At 47.8% G+C, this 24,735-nt stretch carries 24 protein-coding genes; 12 read left to right on the forward strand and 12 right to left on the reverse strand.

Annotated elements, in window-relative coordinates:
• Positions 1-9 precede the first annotated feature (9 nt).
• Both AC5YBZ_RS13510 and AC5YBZ_RS13515 read left to right on the forward strand, forming a co-directional pair.
• Complete coding sequence (locus AC5YBZ_RS13510; protein WP_494523840.1) at positions 10-1,956, forward strand: TRAP transporter permease; 1,947 nt, start codon at positions 10-12, stop codon at positions 1,954-1,956.
• 189 nt (positions 1,957-2,145) lie between these two features.
• Entirely contained in the window at positions 2,146-2,466 is a 321-nt protein-coding gene (locus AC5YBZ_RS13515) for a DUF1840 domain-containing protein (RefSeq protein ID WP_494523841.1), read from the forward strand.
• Positions 2,467-2,470: 4 nt separating this feature from the next.
• Here AC5YBZ_RS13515 and AC5YBZ_RS13520 read toward each other — a convergent pair whose 3' ends face one another.
• Positions 2,471-3,415, reverse strand: a complete 945-nt coding sequence (locus AC5YBZ_RS13520; protein ID WP_494521075.1) for a LysR family transcriptional regulator — start codon at positions 3,413-3,415, stop codon at positions 2,471-2,473.
• 135 nt (positions 3,416-3,550) lie between these two features.
• Here AC5YBZ_RS13520 and AC5YBZ_RS13525 point away from each other — a divergent pair, with 135 nt between their 5' ends.
• Genes AC5YBZ_RS13525 through AC5YBZ_RS13540 form a run of 4 tightly spaced genes read left to right on the forward strand, consistent with a single transcriptional unit; the run spans position 3,551 to position 6,331 of the window.
• Complete coding sequence (locus tag AC5YBZ_RS13525) at positions 3,551-3,811, forward strand: hypothetical protein (RefSeq protein WP_494523842.1); 261 nt, start codon at positions 3,551-3,553, stop codon at positions 3,809-3,811.
• Between the two features lies 1 nt (position 3,812).
• On the forward strand, positions 3,813-4,745 hold the full coding sequence (locus AC5YBZ_RS13530; protein WP_494521073.1) for a sodium-dependent bicarbonate transport family permease: 933 nt from the start codon (positions 3,813-3,815) through the stop codon (positions 4,743-4,745).
• A 9-nt stretch (positions 4,746-4,754) separates the two neighbouring features.
• Complete coding sequence (gene purE, locus AC5YBZ_RS13535; protein WP_494521072.1) at positions 4,755-5,237, forward strand: 5-(carboxyamino)imidazole ribonucleotide mutase; 483 nt, start codon at positions 4,755-4,757, stop codon at positions 5,235-5,237.
• On the forward strand, positions 5,237-6,331 hold the full coding sequence (locus AC5YBZ_RS13540) for a 5-(carboxyamino)imidazole ribonucleotide synthase (RefSeq protein ID WP_494523843.1): 1,095 nt from the start codon (positions 5,237-5,239) through the stop codon (positions 6,329-6,331). The genes purE and AC5YBZ_RS13540 overlap by 1 nt, the downstream gene beginning before the upstream one ends.
• Positions 6,332-6,378: 47 nt before the next feature.
• Here AC5YBZ_RS13540 and AC5YBZ_RS13545 read toward each other — a convergent pair whose 3' ends face one another.
• Positions 6,379-6,627: a hypothetical protein gene (locus tag AC5YBZ_RS13545; protein ID WP_475514669.1), complete on the reverse strand. Its 249-nt coding sequence runs from the start codon at positions 6,625-6,627 to the stop codon at positions 6,379-6,381.
• 309 nt (positions 6,628-6,936) lie between these two features.
• Between AC5YBZ_RS13545 and yghU the strand changes: the two genes are divergently transcribed.
• Positions 6,937-7,794 carry a glutathione-dependent disulfide-bond oxidoreductase gene (gene yghU, locus AC5YBZ_RS13550; RefSeq protein WP_494521070.1) on the forward strand — a complete coding sequence of 286 codons (858 nt, stop codon included), beginning with the start codon at positions 6,937-6,939 and terminating at the stop codon, positions 7,792-7,794.
• A 160-nt stretch (positions 7,795-7,954) separates the two neighbouring features.
• Here yghU and AC5YBZ_RS13555 read toward each other — a convergent pair whose 3' ends face one another.
• The 5 genes from AC5YBZ_RS13555 to gloA form a co-directional block, all read right to left on the reverse strand.
• Positions 7,955-10,141 (reverse strand): OsmC domain/YcaO domain-containing protein, encoded by a 2,187-nt coding sequence (locus AC5YBZ_RS13555; protein WP_494543036.1) that lies wholly within the window; start codon positions 10,139-10,141, stop codon positions 7,955-7,957.
• 151 nt (positions 10,142-10,292) lie between these two features.
• Complete coding sequence (locus AC5YBZ_RS13560) at positions 10,293-10,523, reverse strand: hypothetical protein (RefSeq protein ID WP_494521068.1); 231 nt, start codon at positions 10,521-10,523, stop codon at positions 10,293-10,295.
• Between the two features lie 65 nt (positions 10,524-10,588).
• On the reverse strand, positions 10,589-11,461 hold the full coding sequence (locus AC5YBZ_RS13565; RefSeq protein ID WP_494521067.1) for a DMT family transporter: 873 nt from the start codon (positions 11,459-11,461) through the stop codon (positions 10,589-10,591).
• Positions 11,462-11,675: 214 nt separating this feature from the next.
• Complete coding sequence (locus tag AC5YBZ_RS13570; protein WP_494521066.1) at positions 11,676-12,773, reverse strand: alkene reductase; 1,098 nt, start codon at positions 12,771-12,773, stop codon at positions 11,676-11,678.
• A gap of 132 nt (positions 12,774-12,905) precedes the next feature.
• On the reverse strand, positions 12,906-13,286 hold the full coding sequence (gloA, locus tag AC5YBZ_RS13575) for a lactoylglutathione lyase (protein ID WP_494521065.1): 381 nt from the start codon (positions 13,284-13,286) through the stop codon (positions 12,906-12,908).
• 391 nt (positions 13,287-13,677) lie between these two features.
• Here gloA and AC5YBZ_RS13580 point away from each other — a divergent pair, with 391 nt between their 5' ends.
• Positions 13,678-15,306, forward strand: a complete 1,629-nt coding sequence (locus AC5YBZ_RS13580; RefSeq protein WP_494523846.1) for a methyl-accepting chemotaxis protein — start codon at positions 13,678-13,680, stop codon at positions 15,304-15,306.
• Between the two features lie 242 nt (positions 15,307-15,548).
• Here AC5YBZ_RS13580 and AC5YBZ_RS13585 read toward each other — a convergent pair whose 3' ends face one another.
• The 3 genes from AC5YBZ_RS13585 to AC5YBZ_RS13595 form a co-directional block, all read right to left on the reverse strand.
• Positions 15,549-16,976 carry an amidohydrolase family protein gene (locus tag AC5YBZ_RS13585; RefSeq protein ID WP_494521063.1) on the reverse strand — a complete coding sequence of 476 codons (1,428 nt, stop codon included), beginning with the start codon at positions 16,974-16,976 and terminating at the stop codon, positions 15,549-15,551.
• Positions 16,977-17,176: 200 nt separating this feature from the next.
• Positions 17,177-17,566 (reverse strand): ribosome recycling factor family protein, encoded by a 390-nt coding sequence (locus AC5YBZ_RS13590; protein WP_494521062.1) that lies wholly within the window; start codon positions 17,564-17,566, stop codon positions 17,177-17,179.
• Between the two features lie 80 nt (positions 17,567-17,646).
• Positions 17,647-19,941, reverse strand: a complete 2,295-nt coding sequence (locus tag AC5YBZ_RS13595) for a peptidase U32 family protein (RefSeq protein ID WP_494543037.1) — start codon at positions 19,939-19,941, stop codon at positions 17,647-17,649.
• Positions 19,942-20,068: 127 nt separating this feature from the next.
• Between AC5YBZ_RS13595 and AC5YBZ_RS13600 the strand changes: the two genes are divergently transcribed.
• The 3 genes from AC5YBZ_RS13600 to AC5YBZ_RS13610 all read left to right on the forward strand — a co-directional run bounded on the left by AC5YBZ_RS13600 (position 20,069) and on the right by AC5YBZ_RS13610 (position 22,528).
• The gene (locus tag AC5YBZ_RS13600; RefSeq protein WP_494543038.1) at positions 20,069-20,731 is read left to right on the forward strand and encodes a glutathione S-transferase; all 663 of its coding nucleotides are present in this window, start codon (positions 20,069-20,071) and stop codon (positions 20,729-20,731) included.
• A 146-nt stretch (positions 20,732-20,877) separates the two neighbouring features.
• Positions 20,878-21,132, forward strand: coding sequence for a DUF3297 family protein (locus AC5YBZ_RS13605; RefSeq protein WP_494521059.1), 255 nt, complete (start codon positions 20,878-20,880; stop codon positions 21,130-21,132).
• Positions 21,133-21,502: 370 nt separating this feature from the next.
• Positions 21,503-22,528 carry a substrate-binding domain-containing protein gene (locus tag AC5YBZ_RS13610; RefSeq protein WP_494521058.1) on the forward strand — a complete coding sequence of 342 codons (1,026 nt, stop codon included), beginning with the start codon at positions 21,503-21,505 and terminating at the stop codon, positions 22,526-22,528.
• On the opposite strand, the gene AC5YBZ_RS13615 is transcribed toward AC5YBZ_RS13610, so the two are convergent.
• Positions 22,525-22,896 (reverse strand): TM2 domain-containing protein, encoded by a 372-nt coding sequence (locus AC5YBZ_RS13615; protein ID WP_494521057.1) that lies wholly within the window; start codon positions 22,894-22,896, stop codon positions 22,525-22,527. The genes AC5YBZ_RS13610 and AC5YBZ_RS13615 overlap by 4 nt on opposite strands.
• A gap of 299 nt (positions 22,897-23,195) precedes the next feature.
• Here AC5YBZ_RS13615 and AC5YBZ_RS13620 point away from each other — a divergent pair, with 299 nt between their 5' ends.
• Entirely contained in the window at positions 23,196-23,651 is a 456-nt protein-coding gene (locus AC5YBZ_RS13620; RefSeq protein WP_475514686.1) for a dCMP deaminase family protein, read from the forward strand.
• A gap of 348 nt (positions 23,652-23,999) precedes the next feature.
• Here the strand turns inward: AC5YBZ_RS13620 and AC5YBZ_RS13625 are convergent, their stop codons facing one another.
• On the reverse strand, positions 24,000-24,461 hold the full coding sequence (locus AC5YBZ_RS13625) for a hypothetical protein (RefSeq protein WP_494543039.1): 462 nt from the start codon (positions 24,459-24,461) through the stop codon (positions 24,000-24,002).
• Positions 24,462-24,735: the final 274 nt, after the last annotated feature.

Below are 24,735 nucleotides of genomic sequence, written 5' to 3' on the forward strand. Positions count from 1 at the left end.
GGATTTTTTATGAGTGCAGTTGAACACAATGCATCTGCCGATCGAAGTAACTCACCTCTCGTGAACGATAGACAGATGCCATTTGAGCGCATTGTGACACTCTTTGGCTATGGGATCCTCGCCATTGCTGTCACACTCTCGGCATTTCAGATCTGGCAAGGCATTACCTCGACAATATCGGCCACCTACTTTCGCCCTATCCACCTCACCTGGGTGTTGGTGCTGATTTTTTTACATTACCCACTGATTGCTAACCGCTATAGCAAGCTCTATCTCCCAGGGCGTGCAATCGATCTCGTGCTGTGCGCTGCCACCGTCTTTGCCGGTTATCGTCTGTGGATATTTGATTACAACGATATCGATCATCTACTGTATGGCTTGGGCAGCGCCGATCTTATTGCGGGCTGCGCCTTGCTGGGATTATTGATGGAGGGCTGTCGCCGCACAGTAGGCCCTGTCATGGTATTGATAGCACTGCTCTTTCTCAGTTATAGCGCTTTTGGGGATATGCTACCTGGCGCGTTAGCGACTAAGGCCTATTCGTTACAAGAGCTGATCCAGTTTCAGATTTACTCCGCCAATGGCGTGTTCGGCTCCGCCTTAGGGATCGCCGCCACCACAGTGTTTATCTTTGTGTTGTTTGGCGCGTTTTTAGAGGTGACAGGCGCCGGTAAGTTTTTTATCGATCTGGCTTTTTCGATTGCCGGTAAATACCGCGGTGGCCCGGCAAAAGCCGCGGTGTTAGCATCAGCTGGATTAGGCTCCATTTCAGGTTCGGCCATCGCCAATACTGTTACCACAGGTTCGGTCACGATTCCCATGATGAAAAAACTCGGCTATACCCCGGAGCAATCGGCAGGGATTGAGGCCGCAGCCTCCACGGGTGGGCAAATCATGCCTCCTATCATGGGCGCTGGCGCCTTTGTTATGGCGCAGTTTACTGGCGTGCCTTACAGCGACATCATGTTAGCCTCGATAGCACCGGCTATCTTGTACTTTTTCTGTACCTTGCTCTATGTGCATCTGATGGCCTGTAAGCTCAACTTGCAGGCTCAAAGCCGCACCGAAGCGGTGATCACCGTCATGAAAGATGGCGCCCATCACCTTATCCCTTTAGTGCTGATCACAGTGCTGCTGATGCTGGCGTATTCACCGCTACTGGTGGGCGTGGCAGGTTGCGCGGCAATCTTATTAACCGCAGGGCTGCGTAAACATAGCCGCATCGGCTTACGAAAATTTATCTCAGGCATGAAAAACGGAGCGCTATTGGCGCTACCGATCTCGGTGGCTTGTGGCGCGGCGGGGATCATAGTAGGCGTTGTCGGCCAAACCGGTATTGGCTTGCAGTTTACCCAGTTTGTAATGGATTTTTCCGGTGGCTATATGTTGATAGCGCTAGGGCTGGTCAGCATTGTGGCCTTAGTGCTGGGGATGGGCTTACCGGTAACGGCGGCTTATATCGTACTGGCCGTGATGGCCGTGCCTATGCTGGGCGACTTTGGCTTACCGCTATTGACCGCCCATCTGATTGTATTTTGGCTGTCACAGACCTCCAATGTCACCCCACCTATCGCATTGGCGGCCTTCGCCGGGGCCGGGGTGGCAAACGCCAACCCAATGAAGTCGTCGGTAGAAGCGTTTAAGTTAGCCGGCGGCCTGTTTATCATCCCCATCATGATGGCTTATACCGATCTGCTTAATCCCGATGTTAGCTGGCTAGGCTTTCTATTTGCGATAGCACAAACCAGCACCATCATAGTCGCATTGGCTATCGCTATCGAAGGCTATATGCTGCGCAGGCTGACCCTAATAGAGCGATTAGTGGCCCTGTTTATCGTCCCCTTAGTGCTATTTAATCCATTTAATTTAGGCATAGCTGGTGTCGCAGCATTACTGGTATTGCTAGCCATACAGTGGCAAAGCCGCGATGTGATTGAGCGTTCAGATAATCACTAGGTGCCTATGCTTAGCGCGACAAGGCTGTCGTCAGCCAGCCTTGTCGCGATACCTACCTACGCCACAATAATCTGCTTCAATAGTTTTCCCATGATAAGTACCGATTTAGGTAGTCGGCTCATGATTAAGGCATCATACTGAAAGTTAACCTACTATCACCAATCATCCGCCACACTTAAGGGGTTTGCCATGTTGGTTACATTTAAGACAAAGTACTATTCAGATATCACCATGTTTGGCGATGTTGCGACCCGTTTATTACAAATGATGGGCCACAGCACCACAGTGCCCGGCGCGATTTTGGCCGCTGACGTGCCTGCTGCATTACAAAAATTATCGGCCGCCGTGACGGCACTGCCAGCCGCTACCGAAGCGACTCGCGCGCAGCACGATGCCGATAAGGAGCAAGATGAAGATGCCCCAGATGTCAGCCTGCGTCACCGCGCCTTGCCGCTTATCGAATTACTCAAGGCGGCGCAAGCATCCCAAGACAACGTCATGTGGGAGTAACACCTTAAATCGGCTCGCAACGGGCCAATTCGGTTAGCAGCATTTCACGCCCCTCACTCTGTACATGGGATAAAAAGGCCTGCGCTATCGCCGAGGGCCGTTTCGATTTTAGCCACAAAAAATACCAGTTGGAGTTGATAGGCAAAGATTTCACCCGCAACTGTGCCAGCCCCATATGGCCACCAAACGTGAGGGTGTGGGCCGATAAGATACTCACTCCTAAACCAGACATCACCGAATGTTTAATGGCTTCGTTACTCTCAATGGTCATCTTCACATTGAGCTTAACGCCCTGTTGATTCATGAAATTTTCAATAGCTAAACGGGTACCTGAGCCGTTCTCACGCATTAAAAAAGGCGCATCACATAATTGAGCTAACGACACCTCAGCCTGCTGCACCAGCGGGTGTTGCTCATGGGCTATGGCAACCAACGGGTTATTAAAAAACTCGATACTCTCGGTATTTAGATCGCCCGGAGGATGACTAAACACATAAAAATCATCAATACCTTGTTTAAGGCGTTCGATGATCTGCTGACGGTTGCCCACATTTAATTGCACGCTGACATTGGGGTAACGCTCACAGAAGGGGCCTAATAAGTGTGGAATAAAATATTTAGCCGTAGTCACCACCGCCAAACGAAGTGTTCCCGACTTTAACTCCCCCATGTCAGACAATGACATCTCTAAACGAGAAAAACTGTCTAATACCTCGGTGGCAGTTTTCACCACCTCTAACCCTGCTTCGGTAAACACCACTTTTCTGCCCACGATGTTATACAAGGCCAGCCCGATTACATCGGCCAGTTTTTTTAATTGCATCGAGATTGTCGGCTGAGTCAGGTGCAATTGCTGCGCGGCGCCACTGACGCTGCCGCTATCATATACCGCTAACAAAATTTCCATCTGCCGCAGCGTGCCCAAATGAGCTTGTAATCTGAGTGACATGATTGCCCCTTGTATAGATTCTTATCTATATATTAACCAATAAATATCTATTTTTATATATAACCTATTTTTGGCAAGATCACCGCATAAATTTAGTCGCCGAAATCTATCGGCTGCAAAACAAGCGAGGATAGGATGAAACAGATCATTGAGCAGATACGTCAGGACCGCGCGCTGTTATTTAGTTTACTCGTTGCCACAGGAGTGGGCGCACTTGGCGGTGTGGCTAGCATGCAGGGTCACAATGGTGGCGGACTGCTCCTGTCTGCAGGCGCGGTTTTCACCCTGTGCACTGTCACTCTTTTCAATCGACTCACTTCATCATCGCGCCTCCAACGTCAGCCTCTGACATCAACAACGCAGGTCAACATCACATCTGACTTAAGCAGACGCTAATATGCAACTCGACATTACTATCGCTTTTTTCATCTTAGGAGCGTTAGCCACATTGTTAAAATCCAATGTGCAATTTCCTAAGGCACTCTATCAAACTCTGACCCTGTTTTTATTAATCGCCATCGGCCTAAAAGGTGGCGTAGCGCTAGCCAAACATGGCTCTAGCGCACTATTACCCCAGTCGATGTGGGTCATCGCAATGGGATTAATATTACCCCTTATCGCCTTTCCCATTTTACGCTTTATCGGCCAGCTTAATCGCGCCGATAGCGCCTCGATTGCGGCCCATTATGGCTCGGTGAGCATTGGTACCTATGCGGTCGCGGTGGCATTTTTAGAATCGCAAAATATCAGTTATGAAGCCTATTTCCCGCTGTTTGTGGTGTTACTGGAGATCCCAGCGATTGCCGTCGGGATCGCCCTTGCCCAAGAAAAAGGCCAGCAGGTAAAGTGGCGCGTGTTACTGCATGAAGTGTTTTGTAATCAAAGCTTAATCCTACTTGTGGGGGCGCTGGTTATTGGCTACTGGGGCGCCGACCGAATAGGCTCTATCACGCCGCTGTTCTTTGACCTGTTCCATGGTGTCTTGGCGCTGTTCTTATTAGAGATGGGGATGATGGCGGCCAGTCGAATTCAGGCGCTAAAACAGATGGGCAGCTTTATTCTGGCATTTGGCGTGGCCATGCCCTTAATTGGCGGCTTTATCGGCTGTTTACTGGGGCTCTATTTAGGGCTGTCCAATGGCGGCGCTATCTTATTGGCCACCTTAGGCGCCAGCGCATCTTATATTGCGGTGCCTGCGGCGATGCGCGTTGCCATTCCCCAGGCCGACCATAGCCTGTCTGTCACCTACTCGTTAGCGATCACCTTCCCGTTCAACGTATTGGTTGGCATCCCCACTTACGCACTATTTACACATTGGTTAACAACTTAAGAGGCAGCAATGACACAAGCTAAAGTCGCCATAATTATGGGCTCACAGAGTGATTGGCCCACCATGAAAAATGCAACCTCAGTGCTCGATGCACTAAAGATAAGCTATCACACTCAAGTGGTATCGGCGCATCGTACCCCTGAGCGTCTGGTCGAATTTAGCCATAATGCGGCTAAAGAGGGCATAGAGGTGATCATTGCCGGCGCTGGCGGCGCCGCACATCTACCCGGCATGACTGCCGCGATGACCCACCTGCCCGTAATTGCGGTGCCGGTGTCGAGCAAATCCTTAAAAGGGATGGACAGTTTACTGTCTATCGTGCAAATGCCTAAAGGTGTTGCAGTGGCCACCCAAGCCATTGGCGAGTCGGGTGCCTTTAATGCCGGCCTGATGGCAGCGCAAATATTGGCATTAGGTGATAGCGCTTTAACTCAGCGGCTTATCGATTGGAGAGCCTCACAAACTGCCAGCGTGCCACTGGAGGTAGAATAATGCGTATTGGCATTATTGGCTGCGGTCAATTAGCCCGCATGCTGGCACTGGCTGGGCTCCCTCTGGGGCTCAAGTTTAGCTTTGTGGCCGATACAGGCAGCGATACCGATTTAAGCTGCGTTGAAGGTTTAGGACTGATTGCGCCATGGCAAGCGGGCGATAACCTTGCAGACCTTTATGATGCCTTAGGTCAGCCAGATGCTTTCACGGTAGAAAAGGAGCAGGTCGACCTTAACTTACTGCAAGGCTTAGCCGCTTTTTGCCGTATCGCGCCGAGCGTCAATAGCGTTGCCCATTGCAAAAGCCGTATCGAGGAAAAACAGCTGCTAGCCCGACTGCAGATCCCCAGTGCACCTTTTTGCTACGGTATCGACTTAGACCAAAGCGCTAAAGAGATTGGTCTGCCCATGGTGCTTAAATCCCTACATGACGGGTATGACGGCAAAAACCAGTGGCTAGTCAAAGAGGATAAACAACTAGCACAGCTTGTTGCCAGCCCACCCCAAACGGATTATCTGGCAGAGCAGTGGATAGCGTTTGACCGGGAAGTGTCGCTTATCGGTGTGCGCAGCACGACAGGCGAAACCCGGTTTTACCCGCTAACCGACAATGTGCACCATCAAGGGATCTTAGTGCGCTCCATCGCCCCAGCTCAGGGGATAACGCCTATGATGCAACAAACCGCCGAAGATTATATGCGGGCGATTTTTGACGCCCTGCCCTATGTGGGCGTGCTCGCCATGGAGTTATTTGTGGTGGGAGATAAACTACTGGTTAACGAGCTGGCGCCTAGAGTGCATAACAGCGGCCACTGGACACAGCTGGGCGCCATGACCTGTCAATTTGAAAACCACCTCAGGGCGATAGCCGGTCTGCCGCTAGGGGCTACGCAAGCTCAAGGCGCTACGGCAATGCTCAATTTACTGGGCACAGCTGCAGCGCCAAGGGAGGCGCTTACCGCCAATGCCAGTTTGCACTGGTATAACAAGACGCCGCAACCTCAACGCAAAGTGGGCCATATCAACATTAATGCCTACGACCATGCGCAATTACAGCAGCAGATCGCACAAGTTGAAGCTAGCCTACCCCGTTAGCGCCACTCGTCAGACAAAGGCGCTTTAGGGCTGTCGCTCAATCACACTTAATGCTGTGGTTGGGCGCCATTTCGGACAATATCTTTACCCGTATCAAACACCTCTTGGGTTACCCAACGGGCAAGCAATAACTTGTGGTTATTGCCAAACACCGCCACAAAGGGACGACCGTCGGCATTATTGGTCGCCATGCCAATCCCAACGACCCCTTCTAAACCTAACCCCCCCTGCTCAACAGCGGCAATAAAGCGGCGTAATTCGGCTAAATTATCGATCACATCGTGTTCATTATTCATCTATTCACTACTCTTGTCGTCACAACTGACCTGCATTGGCTCAAATGGAGCTGAGGTTCAGTCTGTATCTGTATCACTTTGAGCGGCGTACTTTACCGTAAAGTGGGGGACAATGTGAACTCTCAGTATTGCGCTATCATCATTGGCTAAGGCAGCAGATATTCTATTGCGGCCGTTTATCCGCCACTTATAACTAATACTTGGGATCGATAGCCAAGTGTTATAACTAAAAATAACCTTTAGGGGTTTAACTGAGATTAAACATCCCGATATTAAGCAGTATCACGCCAGTAAAACCAAGGAAATCACATGACACAAGAGTATACGCCCCCTAAAGTATGGACAATGGATAAAGAAAGTGGCGGCAAATGGGCCAGTATTAATCGCCCCGATTCTGGCGCCAGACACCAACAAGCTTTGCCAGTAGGCAAGCACCCTTTGCAACTGCATTCTCTAGCCACCCCTAACGGCCAAAAAGTCACTATCTTGTTAGAAGAACTCTTGGCTAAAGGTGTTAGCGCCGCCGAATACGATGCCTACACCATAGATATTGGCGAGGGCGAGCAATTCTCATCAGGCTTTGTCGCCATCAACCCCAATTCGAAAATTCCTGCCCTCGTCGATAACTCAGGTGATAAGCCGATAAGAGTGTTTGAGTCGGGCGCCATCTTGCTTTATTTAGCCGACAAATTTGGCCACTTTATCCCTAAAGATCACGCAGCCCGCACTGAAACACTCAATTGGTTATTTTGGCTACAAGGCTCGGCGCCTTACTTGGGTGGCGGGTTCGGCCATTTCTATGCCTATGCGCCTGAAGCGATTGAGTACCCCATCAATCGCTTCACCATGGAAGTGAAACGCCAATTAGACGTGCTAGATAAACAGTTAGCCAACAACACCTACATTGCAGGCGATGAATACAGCATTGCCGATATGGCCATTTGGACTTGGTACGGCAACTTAGTGCTTGGCCATTTATATGACGCCGCCGAATTCTTAGCGGTAGACTCTTATACTCATGTCGTTCGCTGGGCCAACAATATCGCCGCCAGATCCGCAGTGCAGCGCGGTCGTATCGTCAACCGCACATGGGGGGAAACGTGGGAGCAACTCCATGAGCGCCACAGCGCCAGCGATATAGACCAAGTACTAAGTCTGCGCCCTTAGGCTAACGTCGCGTGGTTACGCCATGAATCGGTGGCTCGTAAGTTAAAACACATCATTAAAAAAGCGAGCCTTAGGCTCGCTTTTTTGGGGTCAAGCATCAACATCTGTTAACGCAGTTAATAGCGCCGGCCCATGCATAGACTCGTGGTTAGGCCCATGATTAAAGTCCAGCTTTGGCTTTACGGGCTTGATGCAGTTTCTTATAACTTTCAATCAATCGCAGGTGTGGCTCTACGCCTTCAAGCTGCATACTGGTTTGGGTTAAACCAGAGAAACGTATGTCACCGTTGACCGAGCCAACCACTTGCTCCATCACGGCTTCACCAAACATTCTGTTGAAGTTCTGGATGAAATGTTCAAGCGCCAACGCTTCGTCTAAAGTCACTTCCAATACCGCATTAACCGCTTGATAGAACAAGCCACGCTCAACCGTATTATCGTTAAACTGCAAGAAGTCGCCTACCAGCTCCAGCGCCTCATCATGAGCACCGAGTGCAAGATAGATAAGGATTTTAAGCTCAATAATCGTTAGCTGGCCCCACACGGTATTTTCATCGAACACGATGCCAATCAGGGTGCGAATATCTGTGTAGTTATCGAGCTGACTCTCTTCAAAACGATTGACTAAATCAACCAGCTCATCATCACTCAAGGTATGCAGGTTTAAGATATCTTCACGGTAATCCAGCGCTTTGTTGGTATTATCCCAAATCAAATCTTCGACAGGATAAACCTCTGAGTAATCTGGCACTAAAATACGGCAAGCCGATGCGCCAAGTTGATCAAACTCAGCCACATACACCTCTTTACCTAAGGTGTCTAAGATGCCAAACAGCCCTTTGGCTTCCTCTTCGTTGGTGCCAGAGAAATCCCACTCGCAGAATTCAAAGTCATGCTTGCTGCTAAAGAAGCGCCACGAGATCACCCCAGTCGAGTCGATAAAGTGCTCGACAAAGTTTTCTGGCTCACTCACCGCCATGCTGTTAAAAGTCGGCTTAGGCACATCGTTAAGGCCTTCGAAGCTGCGACCTTGTAATAGCTCAGTTAAACTGCGCTCTAAGGCCACTTCGAAACTCGGATGCGCGCCGAATGACGCAAATACGCCGCCAGTTTTCGGGTTCATCAAGGTGACACACATCACCGGGAACTGACCGCCTAATGAGGCATCTTTCACCACCACAGGGAAGCCTTGCTCCTCTAGCCCCTTGATGCCAGCAAGGATACTTGGGTACTTTTCTAACACCTGCATAGGCACATCGGGTAGGACAATTTCTTGCTCGATAATTTGACGCTTAACCGCACGCTCAAAAATCTCTGATAAGCACTGCACTTCGGCTTCTTGCAGGTTGTTACCCGCGCTCATACCGTTACTTAAAAACAGGTTTTCGATTAAATTCGACGGGAAATAAACCGTCTCGCCATCGGAGCGACGCGTATAGGGAATGGTGCAGATGCCGCGTTCAATGTTGCCTGAGTTGGTATCGATAAGATGCGACCCACACAGCTCATCATCTGGATTGTAAATGTCTAAACAATAGTCATCGAGCAGGCCAGCAGGCAGCGCATCGTCATCGGTGAGCGCAAACCATTTCTCGTTGGGATAATGCACAAACTCGCTGTTGGCGATATCCAAACCGAAGAACTGGTCGTTATAGAAAAAGTTACAGTTTAGGCGCTCAATAAATTCACCCAATGCAGAGCATAATGCGCTCTCTTTGGTCGCCCCTTTACCATTGGTAAAGCACATGGGCGAGGCTGCATCACGAATATGCAACGACCACACATTGGGTACGATATTGCGCCATGATGAGATTTCAATCTTCATTCCAAGATCGGCCAACATGCCAGTCATATTGGCAATGGTTTGCTCAAGCGGCAGATCTTTACCCAAAATATAGGTACTCGCTTCGCCATCGGGCTGGCCCATCAACATGGCATTAGCATCGGCGTCGAGATTCTCAACCGTTTCGATTTTGAACTCGGGGCCGGTTTGCACCACTTTTTTCACGGTGCAACGATCGATTGAGCGTAAGATACCTTGGCGATCTTTGTCGGAGATATCATCTGGCAGCTCAACCTGAATTTGAAAAATTTGGTTGTAGCGATCTTCAGGATCCACAATATTGTTTTGTGACAGGCGAATATTGTCGGTGGGAATGTCACGCGCCTTACAATACACCTTAACGAAATAGGCCGCGCAAAGGGCTGACGAAGCTAAGAAATAATCAAAAGGACTAGGGGCAGAACCATCACCTTTGTAACGGATCGGTTGATCGGCGGTAACGGTAAAATCGTCAAACTTGGCTTCAAGTCTGAGATTGTCGAGAAAATTAACTTTGATTTCCATTGAATATATCCAGTGTCGTGCGCGGCCAAGCGGCCAAAAAACTTACATTGAGGTGAATTATCGGTGTTTTTGACCCATTAGTCTTGGGTTAATTACCAAAAAGCCCATTAAGTGAGTTAGCTCTCTGGCAATACAGCGGCTTGGGGCGTGGTTAAAGGTTACGCTCAGATTCGCGCTTCACCAGTAAAAAGGTGAGGTACATTTTGGTGGGCAGCGACAACACCATGCCGATAGCGACACATATCGCACTGATAATAATGCCATTAACGCCCATGGCCTCTATTGTCTCGCTAAAGTTATGTAAATAAACCCCTACACCAATAAGGCTAATGCCGAGCATAATGCAGCACTTGAGTAACAAGATAAGCTTCTCATCTGACATAACTTGTCCCTATTTTGAAGCAGATGCTCTTTTACGAAGGTTTTACCGCCCAGCATCACTTGCTTCTATATGGCGGGTCTGGCTTTCATCGCGTAATACCTAGACAGCTTAATATATAACAGTAGTGATAGAAAAATGAGGCTGCCACCTGCAAACTGCTGTAGCTGTAACTGCTCATCTAACATCAAAATACTCAGCAACATAGTCCAAATCGGCTCTAAAATCATCAGCAGTGCGGCCGTTTCCATAGTCACCTTGTACTGCCCTAGGGTTTGCAATAGGTAGCGTACCGATGTCGCTATCACCGTCGATATTATAAACCAGAATAGTAACTGCGCATTTAACTCAAAGGCGACAGGCTTAGTCAATGCCGCATAGACCAAGCCAACAACCCCAACGACAAACAGTTGAATACAAATCGAATCTAATGGTTTGATATTAAGGCTGATATTTTTATTTAATACAAAATGAACCGAAAGTAAGGCCGCGGCTAATAGAAAATACCACTGGCTCGGATCAACCTGCCAGCCCTTGGTGAGTATCAGTAACATCATGCCACAAATACTCACAGGCAAAGCCAGCCAAAAGGCACGATTGGGCCTGACTTGAAACAACAGCCAAGCGACCATGGGCGCAATAATCATCGCCAAACTCATGATAAAAGCCCCTTCCGACAAACTTTGGCTCATGGCAACGGCGTGAACCCAAACTTGCAGTGAGACCCCAAGAAAAATGCCGACACCGCCAGCGGACAACAACCGCTTAGCGTCCAATTTAACTAAATTTTTATAGCAAAAGGGTAATAGCAGCAGGCTGGCGAGTAAGAATCGCGCGCCGATAAACAGCTCTCCTGGCATATGAATCACTACCATTTTCGATGCAACCCAACCAACAGCAGCTAACAAGGTAGCAATAAATAGATACAACACTCCGCGCATAATGGGGACTCATATAAAGTAAGATTCAGCATCAATAGCAAGGCTGAAAGGGCGACGACATGAAACACCTAACACCATAATATGGCAAGTTTTTTAACCTGAACTTTGTTCATCTTTATTTGCGTAAATAGCAACCACATGGCTGTGGTTGCTATTTATTTCATCGCAGGTAACCCACCACCTTTATACTGGGTGCAAGGTAGCTGATGACACTTTAATGAGCATACTCAGGATAATCGATTAAGCCTTTTTCTGCCCCGCCAAACAAGGTCGCCGGATCGTGCTCAGCCCATGGGTAACCGTGCTTAATACGATAAGGTAGATCAGGGTTGGCCACAAAGGGGCGACCAAAACCTATCATATCGGCTAAACCGTCATTAAGGGTTTGCTCAGCTTTTTCAACATCATACTTACCAGCGTAAATTAATACTCCTTTAAAGGCTGCACGTACCGCCTGTTTAAATGACTGTGGCGTTTCTGGTGCATCGTCCCAATCCACCTCGGCAATGTGTAAATAGGCGATGTTATATTGATTAAGCAACGCTGCTGCCGCGGTATAGGTTTCAACGGGGTTCGCATCAACCGTGCCATTAAGTGATGTAAACGGCGCTAAACGTACCCCAACGCGATCGGCGCCAATGGCATCGACCACCGCCTCGACCACTTCGGCTAAAAAGCGCAGACGATTGTCGACACTGCCACCATATTCATCGGTGCGATGGTTGGCACCAGAGTCGATAAACTGGTTGATTAAGTAGCCATTGGCCGCATGCAGTTCAATACCATCAAACCCAGCTTCAATGGCATTGAGCGCTGCTTGACGGTACTCGCCAATCACCAGCTTAATGTCATCTTTGGTCATGGCCCGAGGCTCAACCACATCGACAAAGCCTGGCTCTGCCTTACCATTATCAACAAACACTTTAACGTTTTCAGCCTTAATGGCTGATGAAGAGATGGGCTGAGCCCCGCCGATATTATCGGGATGGGTGACGCGGCCCACATGCCACAGCTGGGCAAAAATCACTCCACCTTTATCATGCACTGCAGTGGTGGTTTTCTTCCAGCCATCAATTTGCGCCTGAGTGTAGATACCTGGGGTCCACGCATAACCTTGGCCCATGGCTGAGATCTGGGTGCCCTCGGCCACAATTAAGCCTGCCGAAGCACGCTGAGCATAGTAAGTGGCCATGATCTCATTAGCTTCATTACCCGGTTGGGTCGCACGTGAACGCGTCATGGGCGGCATCACAATTCGGTTAGCTAACGTGTAACGACCTAATTGCAAAGGTTGAAATAATGCCTGTTTCATCTTGCTGTTCCTCTGTAGTCTAGCCAGTGCGCTTGGCAATACCGTGCGCATTATCGACCTAGTTAATGGCTTTAGTGCACTTAATTAATGGCTTTAGTGCACTTAGTCGATGTGAATTGAGTCGCTTTGAATTTAGCCGAGCTGAATTAGCTCAATTTGATAACCATCAGGGTCGGTGATAAACGCAATATGAGTCTCGCCGCCTTTTACCGGCCCAGGTTCACGCGTGACTTTAGCGCCCAAGGCTTTTATCTTGTCACACGCCCCATAGATATCAGCAACGCCTAAGGCTAAATGACCAAAGGCATTGCCCATTTCATAGGTGTCAGTGTCCCAATTATGGGTTAATTCGATGCTAGTACCCTGCTCATCTGGATAGCCCACAAAAACCAAGGTATAGCGATACTCGGTATTGTCGGTTCTCTCCAGCACGCTCATCCCGAGCACCTTGGTGTAAAATTCAATTGATTTATCAAGGTCTTTCACCCTGATCATCGTGTGTAAAAATTTCATCGTTATACCCTATTCACGTGATAACCAATCTGATAGTCAGCCAAGCCATAAGCCTCTGCGCCTATGTGGCTGACTCATTGAATAGCGATATAGTACGACAAGAAAATAAGTTCGTATAATTATCAATATTTATATTAATCATCACGATTTGTTATCAATAAACGCGGGCAGTCTGGGTAGCTATAACCATGCTCCAAGTAGATCAACACAATACTCCTACAAACAAAGATTGCTGCAACGCCTGTTACCTAGCAAAGATATGGTGCGTATGGAATAACCAATTAGTTTGATTGCTGTGATCTAAAGTTGCGATTTGGCGTATAATGTCTGGCTGGCAAAAATGTAAGTGCTCCTTCCCTAAATTAAGTCCCAACAATTAAGGTATGAATTAGTGAATGTAATTAATCGTCTGTATTCTGGCTTCGCGCTACTCTTGTTGATCATGCTGGGCATCACCCTTTTTGGTTTATTCAAGATCAGTATCGCCGATAAAAACCTCACCCAACTGTCCGATCAAACGGCAGTAGAACAGCGCCATGCCATTAACTTTCGTGGCAGCGTGCACGACAGGGCCATTTCGATTCGAGATGTGGTGCTCGCCAAGAACGAGGCTAAGTCAAACGAACATAAAAATGACATTGGCCGCTTAAATAGCTTCTATCAGCAATCCGCCACCGTACTCGATGCCATGTACGCAGCAGTGCCCCACAGTGCTGAAGAGCAAAAGTTAATGCGCTTGATTAAAGAGATTGAGCGCTCGACCCTCTCCTTAACTGATAACTTATTGACCATGATGCGCGATGGGCGTAAAGCCGACGCCACCGATTACTTAATTACTACAGTTTCACCGGCATACACCGAATGGCTTAAACGGATCAACAACTTGATTGATTATCAAGAAATCGCGATACAACAACAGGTTGCCACAGCGCGTGAACAAACTAATAGCTTCCAATGGATCATGTTAGTCGTGACAGCGATGGCTATCATCATCGGCTCTATTGTGGCGGTCAGTACCGTTAACCGCTTAAAACGACTGATGGGTGGCGAGCCCGAATATGCCGCTTTGGTTATCAAAGAGATTGCATCAGGTGATTTAACCACTCAGGTTAAGTTTCATACCCCCAATAGTATTTTAAGTGCGTTACAAGACTTAACCGACCATATGTCGGGTTTCACCAAAAATTCGATAGCAGCGGCTAATGAGCTGCTCAGTGCCTCTAACGAATTATTGCTCACAGCAAAATATAACGAAGAGTTGATCGTTAACCAAAAAACAGCTACCGAACAAGGCGCAACCGCCATCAATCAGATGTCATCGACGGTATCAGAAGTCGCCAGCCACACCAGTGATGCCGCCAGCCTAGCGCAAACGGCCATGAACGAATTTACCGCCGGACAAAACGAAGTCAGTAAAACCCAGTCAAGCATCAATGCCCTTGCCGATAAAGTCAGTGAGGCCGCCGAGGTGATCAATAATCTGTCGCAAGACAGCCGCCAGATTGAGACTGTGTTAGAAGTGATTCAAGGCATTGCCGAGCAAACCAACTTATTGGCATTAAACGCAGCCATTGAAGCCGCCAGAGCAGGTGAGCAGGGGCGTGGTTTTGCCGTGGTGGCCGATGAAGTGCGCAATCTTGCTCGCCGCACTCAAGAGTCGACCGGCCAAATTCAAGCGGTCATTGAAAAGATGCAAGGCAACTCGATGAATGCGGTAGAGGTGATGAATCAAGGCACACAACAGGCAGAGGTAAGCGTCGAGCAAGCAAAGTCAGCTGGTGAATCACTGACGGCGATTAATCTTTCGGTCACCCAAATCAGCGACATGAACACCCAAATCGCCACGGCGGCAGAAGAGCAATCTGTGGTTGCCTCTGAAATCAACCGTAACTTTAGCCAGATAACCCACTCAGCGTTACTGGCTGAGGAGCAAGCCAGCAAAATCACGCTAGCAAGTCAGCAGCTTGAAGATCTGGCAAAAACATTGGAGCACAATGTTCGCCAGTTCAAAACCCTGTAGTTAGCAAGAGTCGCTCGTTGATGATGGTGGTGGGAATGACATCCCCACCACTGTTGTTGCACCGCAGTATTTAATCAACGGCGCTCTCATTAAGGGTCATTAACGGCACTGTCATTGAAGAAGTGCCGCTCATTTAATCAAAGTGCCGTTAAGCTCATCAGCTTAAAACAGCGTATCAAGAAAAGGGCAATAGCCCTTTTCTGATACTCAGGGCGCACTAAGCCGAATCCCCTTACCACGATTTACAGTTGCGATTGCACAAACTGCTTGGCATTGGCTTTTAATTGCTCAAGATCTTGTTGATTATAAAACTGATTGTGCGAAATCACCCCTTCGATTTTCAGGGTGTTGCGGATATCGGTTAACGGGTTATCGGTCAAGAAAATAATATCGGCGACCTTGCCGTGAGTTAACTCACCAAACTGCTCGCTTTTGCCTAAAAATTTCGGCCCAGCAAGGGTAGCCGATTGTAAGGTTTGCAGCGGCGTCAGTCCAAAATCATTATAGATAGCCAGCTCTTGATGTAGCGATAAACCCGGGTAGATATAGGAGTTTAAAAAACCTGCATCGGTACCCGCAATAATCGAGACGCCCGCCTGCTGCACTAGCGGTAATAGCTGCCCCGTTTTGATGTAACGCGCTTTACGCTGCTCAATTTGCGCTGCATTGTCCTTATTGGCTCGCTCCACCCGCCACTGATACGTTTGCTTTAGCCCCTTACCGATATAATTTAAAAACTCATCATCTTGATGATTATCTTCATCAATATAAGTGGTAATTTGGTTGCCGACTAATGTCGGCACCACAGCCGTATCGTTGCTGGCCAGCACCGCATATTTGCTTAACGCGGTTTGTTGGTCGAAATTTTGCGTCGCTATGGGCAGTGCCTTGCTATAAGTTAGCTCGCCAGAGGCGACTTTCGCCGAGATCTCAGCTTCATTTTTGGCCGCCGCCTTTAACAGATAGGTCATATGCTCGATGGCATCTAAACCTGCGTACGACACATCGGTCACCGATAGCGAAAAGGGAATATGCCCAGAGATTTGATAACCGCGCTTTTTCACCTCTTTCACCGCCTGTAAATAAAGCTCTGGGGTGAGTGCGCTGTCGGTGATCTTAATAAAATCAATGTCCATGGCATCAAGTTGATCAATGGCGGCATTCATCTCAGCCGTGGTTTCCACTTCCAGATCGCCGGGCCAAATCGAATCTTTACCCTCAAGTTTAGGGCCAGAGGTATAAATGGTGGGGCCAACGAGCTCTCTGGCATTAACCTGTGCACGCCAAGCTAACACCGACTCACTTAAGTCTGCAGCGGCGTCTCGCACTGTGGTTACCCCGTAAGCCAAATACAGAGGTAACAGCTGCTTATTTTCTTCAATCAACGCTTCGCCACCCCCAAAATGAACATGCATGTCCCACAGTCCGGGCATCAGGTATTGGTTTTTAGCATCGATATATTGCGCCGCGCTATAGCGGTTATTAAGGGGTGCGCTGCTGCGCTCAATAATAAGGCCATCACGAATCGCCAGCGACTGTGATGCGTCAACCAGACCGGTTTTCACATCAATGATATTAGCATTATCGATAACGATATCGGCTTGCTTTGCGGCGGGCGTGCTGCAGGCACTCAGTAACATAAGTGATGAAACTATAAGCGTTTTTTGCATCTGTTGACTCCATTTTTTTGGTGTCAGGCTAACACAGCACTCGCAGATTATCCTCCATTATTTATCCTGCCAGGATGAAGATGAAGAACCTTGTTTTTCACGGTATTGCCGCCCATAACGATGAGCAAGCGGCTGGGCACGCAAAAAAGGGGGGCCGTTATCTGCAGGGAAAATACCTGCTGGGAGAGATAAGGTTCAAGCTACCAAACGTCGGCGTCAAAGCGCGCCCGCCTGGCTTCAGTAAGAGAACATTGGGTGAGATGCATCAGCTCATTCAAGGTGATGCTAGGGTTGCCCTTAATGAGGCGAGTAAGCTTAACCTGTAAAGGTTCTAGCTTGTCAGCGTGTTGCTGTAAGGCTGTGGTAATTTTTTGCACCAGGTAAGATAACTCAGCACACTCAGATACCTGTAATTGCGATGCCAGCGATTGAATATCAATGGCATCGCCACGCAACTGCCAATGTCTGGAGCGGCGCACACGCTTTAGCTCGCAACCATATGGCTTAGCAACCGCTTGCGCCTTGTTGGCCGCTTCCCTGCCAATCCGATGGATGAGCGCCGGAAGCGGTATGCTGATCTGCTTATCCATGACGGCTTACCTGTTAATCAAGTAAAGGCACAGTTGACGCGAGCGGTTAAAGTGCAACATCAGATTACGCCCCCTTCAATTTACAACCCGTTTTGGTATTGCAGGAGTGTTGACTCAGGCACTAAGCGCGACAGCTTAGCGCTGGCTTCACTTTGGCCATCCAGCAGGGCTTGAAACTGTTTAATGAGCTCAACCTTGTCAGGAGAGACTCTGTCGCCTGCGCCAATATTGGTCAAATCAATCATAAAGCCATCAAACTTATCACTAAGGTCGTTAATGATGTCGGTATTTAAAAACTGATCTTGGTTATAAATGCTTGGGTAACCTGCTTTTTGCTTGTCGATGGCAAAAGAGTCACCTTTGAGGTTTTTAATACTGGTCGATTTATCGCACGACAACATACAACCGTTATCGATACGTGGCTTTTCACACCCCACACTCTGCTGGAAAAAACACTGACGGCTAGCCATCAACAAAATGGGATGATAAATGCTGTAAAGCAGCTTAAAGTCTTTCGGTCTGGCTATCTGCTTAATTTGCTGCCGGTTTATCTCGTTAGAAATAAAGGCGCCGCTGCAGGCTGCCCCTTGCTTAAGTGCCAGCAAGGCGTAAGAGTTGGTGGTATTTAAAAATGGCCCCGCAATCCATTGAATCCCCAACTGCTCGGCATGATACGCAATACCTGTATTGTTGGTGACAATCAGCTTAGGCTTCACTTGTTGCAAAATATTCAGCGCCACATCAAAATCTTTGCCGATTAACACGGGCGGAAACCAAGGAATAAGCCGTGGGTTTTGCAGCAAGAAGTCGACATACTTGGTGCAGCCACGCTTGTAAGCATCTGGCAGCTTAAAATAGATATCGCCATCGATCACATCGGCCAACGCCACATCGGCTTCATCACAGATAAGCATCGACAGCCCAAGCGGTCCATCGGCTTTAGGGTGGTGCTCAAGTTTAGGCGGCTGCACATGTGCAATCACCGCAACCCCTGCATTTAAGTAGCTAAGTAGCTCATTTTTTAACGTGGTTATCTCACGAAACGGAATGCTTAAGCCATCGGTTAGCTGCTGAGTGTCAAGCTCGACGAGTTCATAGTTAGCGTTATTAATGCTTTTGAAACGCTTTTCAATCGCTTGCCTATCAACGCTTAACTCCTCGCTGGGTGTCATTACACTGCTAGAAGTGAAAGTTTGACTTGCGGTTTTAGCAGTTTGCCCGGGCAACAGGCTATCACTTTGCTCAGTCACCACCGTTAACCGCAGCGGCTCATCTAGCTCACTGGTAAAGCGTAAGCTGAGCTTGATTTTTTCGATACTCAAATGCGCAATTTTGTCATCAACAGAGCTGGTGATCTGTTGTTTATCCACTTGCAACTGTTGCTGAGCCGAGTGAATTTGTACCACAGAGATCGACTCGCCTTTTTCGGCTTTGAGTTTATCCACTAAGTGATTGTTAGAGTTATCGCGGGGGTTATCAATAAACATCGACTGGTTTAAATCGCCCCGTAAAAACGCATTGGTAAAGTCGCGGTTAAACACCTTATATAAGCGCTCGCCATCTTGAGTCAGCTCGCCGGTTGCCACATAGCCGTCAATCTGCTTGCGAAAACTATCGATCACCGTATGCACATAGCTAGCGCCTTTAATGCGCCCTTCCACTTTAAAGGAGTACACACCCGCTTCAATCAGTGCCGGTAAGTCAAAAAACGCCGAATTATCTTTGATATTCAGTGGGAAGTTATGACCCGACTCGGTAGTTTCATACTCTTCACGGCACGCTTGGCTGCAACGGCCACGGTTACCCGAGTTACCCGCACTGGCCGAGGTTGAATAGCATAACCCCGAAAACGCCACACATAATGACCCATGCACAAACACCTCTAATAAGGTGTCATGCTCTTGGCCGACTTTGGCGAGCGCCGTTATCTCGCGTAAATTAAGCTCGCGCGATAAGTTCACCCGGCTGACACCGAGTTTTTTTAAAAACGGAATTTGCCCCGCATTATGGGTGGTTAGCTGAGTCGATGCATGGATATCAAGGGTCGGAAAGTAGTGACGCAACACATAAAGCAAGCCCATGTCTTGCACTATCACCCCATCTAAGGTGGTGTTGACTAACTTATTCAATAAGTTAAATAAGGTTTTAAATTCTTGCTCTAAGATAACAATATTGAGGGTTAAGAAAATTTGGCAATCGTATTGATGGGCAAGTCTGATGATCCCCACAAGTTGATCGAATGAAATATTAGCGGCGCGATTACGGGCGTTAAAGGTATCTAGGCCGCAATACACAGCATCAGCACCGGCAATAATGGCCGCTTTTATGGCCTGCACATCACCACCTGGGGCTAATAATTCAATCTTGGGTTTCATCACTTTAGCGAGTCTCAGTTAACGTTAAAAGGGGGAATGGTACGCGTATATTTTGCCGATGAATATGGTTAAAGTAGATCAAGTATTAGTAAATCCGTAAATAAGTGATCAAGAGATAGCGTTTAAAATGAATAAAAATAGTAACTTACCTATTATCTATTCGCTAAGAAATTGCCCCTTCGCCATGCGGGCGAGAATCGCGATTTATAAATCCCAGCTGCCAGTTTTGCTGCGAGACATTATATTAAAAGATAAACCCGCTGAAATGTTAGCGGCATCGCCTAAGGGCACAGTGCCAGTGTTAATCACCCCAAACGGCACTGTGATAGAAGAAAGCCTTGAGGTGATGTTGTGGGCACTGAGCATGAATGACCCAGACGATCTGCTGTTCACAGGGGATGATGAGATGCTCGCTGACATGCAAACTTTAATCTATCGCTTTGATAACAAGTTTAAGCCCTGCCTAGAGAACTACAAATGTGCTAAGCGTTACAGCGAAACCAATATCATCGCGTGCCGCGAAGCCTGTGAAGTCTACATCAGTCAGTTAGAGCAACTATTAACCCAGCATCAATACCTGATGGCCGACAGAGAAAGCCTAGCCGACATCGCCTTGCTGCCGTTTATTCGCCAATTTGCCCGCGTCGAGCGCCAATGGTATCTGCAGTCGCCCTACCCACACGTTCGCCAATGGTTAACTGATTATCTACAAAGCAACATGTTCAGCAAGGTGATGACCAAGCATGAGTTGTGGCTAACTAACCGCTGTGATGTGCGGCTCAACCCCTAGGTAAAATCCACCGCGGTGCCCTTAACGCTAAGCCCTATGACGTCACGGATCACACATTTAACCCTAATATTGCTAGGTTAATTTCTTGAGCAAAGGGCCAGTATTGCCTACAATAGCGCACGTTTTATCCATTACAGACAGCGACCATGAACGACACTAATACACCAGCAGCACAACCCGCCTTACCGGATCGCCTTTCAGTTAATCCTCGTAGCCCACACCATGTGGCAGAGATCTTCGAACACGACATCGGCATTCGTGTTAACGGTAAAGAACGTTTCGATGTAGAAGAGTATTGTATCAGCGAAGGGTGGGTAAAAATCCCGTCAAAATCCTTAGACCGTCGCGGCCAACCACTGTTGTTGACCGTAAAAGGCACAGTTGAAGCCTTTTATCGTTAATACGATTACGCTCCAACATAAAAGCCAGCGATTAACCGCTGGCTTTTTTCATTGTATAACAATGCGCTTGTCCCCCATCAACCCACTCACTGATCCTGTCTGAATGAGTGTGCCGCACAAGGCTATTACCTCTGCTTAAGCACGGCTTAATTGCACAGTTTAATTCGCATCCTAACAGCCAACGCCCCACCTTAAATAGCAGGCGTGAATCGACACAAGTTACTCAATATCAATCCTTTACTGTAAACTGCTAAATAAATCATCAATATCTATTTTGCCCCATATCTTTAAGCTAACAGCTTTGTTACATTGATCCTCAAAAATCAACATCCGCATTAAGCCAACCATCTCATCATTGCTAGGAGCAAATGTGGCAAGAGCCGTTGTCCTATTTATTGCGTTAACCCTATTACCCAGCTTTTGTGTGAGCGCAAAAGCCTTAAGGTTTGCTGTTGTCCCCAAATTTTACAGCGCTTTTTTTGATCGAAGTGGCCATGGCTGTAAAGACGCCGCCGCTCAAATAGAAGGCGTTGAATGCATATATCGTGGGCCTGAAATCGCCAGCGTAAGAGTACAAAATCGAATCATAGAGCAACTGATCGATGAGGGCATTGATGGTATTGCCGTATCGGTGACGCAATCTAAATTTCTCGCCGAAAATAGCTTACAAAAAGCCAAAGAGGCCGGCATCCCTGTTATCACCTATGACTCTGATGTTGATATCTCCCCCCAAAACAACTACCAAAGCTTGCGTTTAGCTTACATCGGAACCGACAATGTTGAACTTGGTAAGGCGTTAGGAGAAGGGTTGAAAAAGCTTCGCCCCGAGGGTGGAACATTGGTTATTCAAACCGGACGGCCAGACTCGCCCAATTTGAACCAGAGAATTATGGGTATTCGCTCCGCGTTATCAGGCAAAAAATATGGTACCGCTCCCGGGTTGCAACTGAAAAACGAGCGTGGATGGACCGAAGCGCGCGAGCCTTTTTTAAATTTTGACAAGTTAACACAGGCCGTGAAACAGATGGAGTCAGTCATGAAAGGTAGGCCCATAAAGGCCGATTCCTTTATTGCTGTTGGAGGCTGGCCGCAAAATAATGTCGACCTTTATCGCAGCATGATCACTCCCTTCAAAGATAAAATTGATAACAAGGAGGTGGTCGTTATTATGACTGACGCAGCGCCCCGCCAATTAACCATGTTACAAGAGCATTTGGCACATATAAATATTGGCCAAAATCCCTATGAAATGGGACGAGAAGCGATATTGACCCTGCATAAAATTGTGACCAAACAACAATATGACGAAGTAATCCACACTCCGATCAAGTTTTGCACCCCAGATAACCATGACTCCTGTGCCAAGATTGCCGCACCGGAACCCGTTGGGAATTAGCGATACAAGGCCGAACGGCAGCCATAACGTTGGTTAAACTTAAACGAACTCATGGTCAGGGTTCTCATCGCATCAACCCAGCCAACAATCATCGGCACTAACGTCCAGCAAAAGACTAAGTACAAACTGCCTCTTACGTAATGCCCTAAATAGAACTGGTGTAAGCCGAACACACCAAACAACAAGCCGAACCAAATGGTGAGGGTTTGGTTTTTGATTTGTACGTTCGGGTCGATGCCAGCAAGTGCTTCCAACCCTTGGCCAGCATGACATTGCGGGCAGATTGCCACATTGAGACCTATCTTCTGCCTGCACTGCGAACATTGCACGTCGATATACGACGAAAAAGGGGCGTGATTGTTGGGCATTGCAAACTCCATTGTCATACGCAAGTAAAACGATGGTCAAAACACGGCTCAAAAACTTTAACCATAACGTTGACCAAATACTGAGCCACACATTATGCGTACAAGTGTTCGCTGAAATATAGGTGTGCAGTTCACAAAATTTAAATAAAGCCGCGTAAAAAAGGCACAAGCATGAAGTGAGGACAGGGAGGAAGCGAGACACGTCATCACGGCGCTAATTGAAGGTTGCTTTATCATTGTTCTCCATAGAAAATAGCGCCTAGACCAACTCAGCCATACACCATAGGAGCTCCAACTCGATGATGACAAAATGGGCAATACGTTTTTTACAGATGGCCGAGCTCGTAGCATCTTGGAGTAAAGATCCCTCCACCCAAGTGGGCGCAGTGATCACCGAAAACAATCGCATCGTCTCTTTAGGTTTTAACGGCTATCCCCACGGCATATCTGATAGCGCCGAAACCGACAACCGTGAGATGAAACTGCTTAAAACTCTGCACGCCGAAGAGAACGCCATTCTCCACGCCAAGCGCGACCTTAGCAGCTGCGAGATCTGGGTGACCCACTTCCCCTGCCCTAACTGCGCCGCCAAAATCATCCAAACAGGTTTACGTGCCGTACATAGCCCACAACCCAGCGAAGACTTTCTCTCGCGCTGGGGCGACAAAATTAAAGTCAGCCAAGATATGTTTGAGCAAGCCGGCGTCACCGTCGATTGGATGCAGGTAGATTCAGCAAACCAGACGGCTATGTGAAAGTAAGAGTAAGACAAATACGATGTGAGGCAGCGTAAATCGATAGCGTGTTTACACTGGTTCACTTTCCGCTTTATCTACTACCCGCGCCACCATTGCCCCCGCACAACTAAAGTCTCTTAGCTAAGTCTTATCACAGTAAGGTTTAACCGCCAGCATTTAGATATTGATACAAGCCATTATTTTTAATGAGAAAAAATTAGTGGTAATTTGACGTAAATAATGGCGTTATTGCCGATGACAAGGCCAGTCTAAGGCTCTAAGCAGGAGTTGACTGGTATCAAACTCTTTACGAAAAGTGCTGCATAAAACGAGGTTTAAGGCAGTATTATCGAGGTTAAGTAGCCATTACTCAGACAAAGCAATGAGGCCATGATGATGTGCAACAGCATTAGCCACCGCAATTAATCTGGCCTTTATCCCCTGCTCGATACCAACGCCGTCCTCAAGCAGATCATCTACGGCAATAAAAGCCGTGGTCGTTAGCTTGCTACTGTCATACTGGTAGGCATAACCCGATTCGACTCTCCAACGCTTTTCAAGATCGGCCGCTGGGCTTTCTTCACCCTTTTCATTCTCTGCCTGTATGCTCGCTTGTGTGTCCGCCTGTGCGCTTGTCAAATGCTCGGCTTTCTCTGCTAAGGATCTCACTAAGGTAAAATCGAAAGACAAGATGAAATCTTCATTACTGTACCAATCCGCTTTTAGCGCCTGAAAATTTAACCACATCTCCAGCTGGGTCAACAAGGGGTTAAGCGAACTGGAAAATTGGCCATCGGCCGCTACCGTAATGGGAAATCCTTGCTGCATATTTATATTTGCCCTTTTACCTTTTTTGCCTTTGTTGTTAGCGCTAATTTTGCTTTTCCATAGGCGGTTAGCCTTGGGTCACGCTGGCGATAAGTGTCGATTTTGCTGGCTAACCATCCTAGATGCAACCCCGACCAAGCATAAGCTGGCAGATTCATTACCGTGCTGCACTGCTATCAAAAGCAGACCAAAAAAGGCAGGGCAGCCATATTTTTTGGCTTTTTATGTTCACTAAGCAGCAGCATTAAATTAGTCCATAAAAACAACCCAGCCT

The sequence above is a fragment of the Shewanella sp. 553 genome, assembly GCF_059338375.1.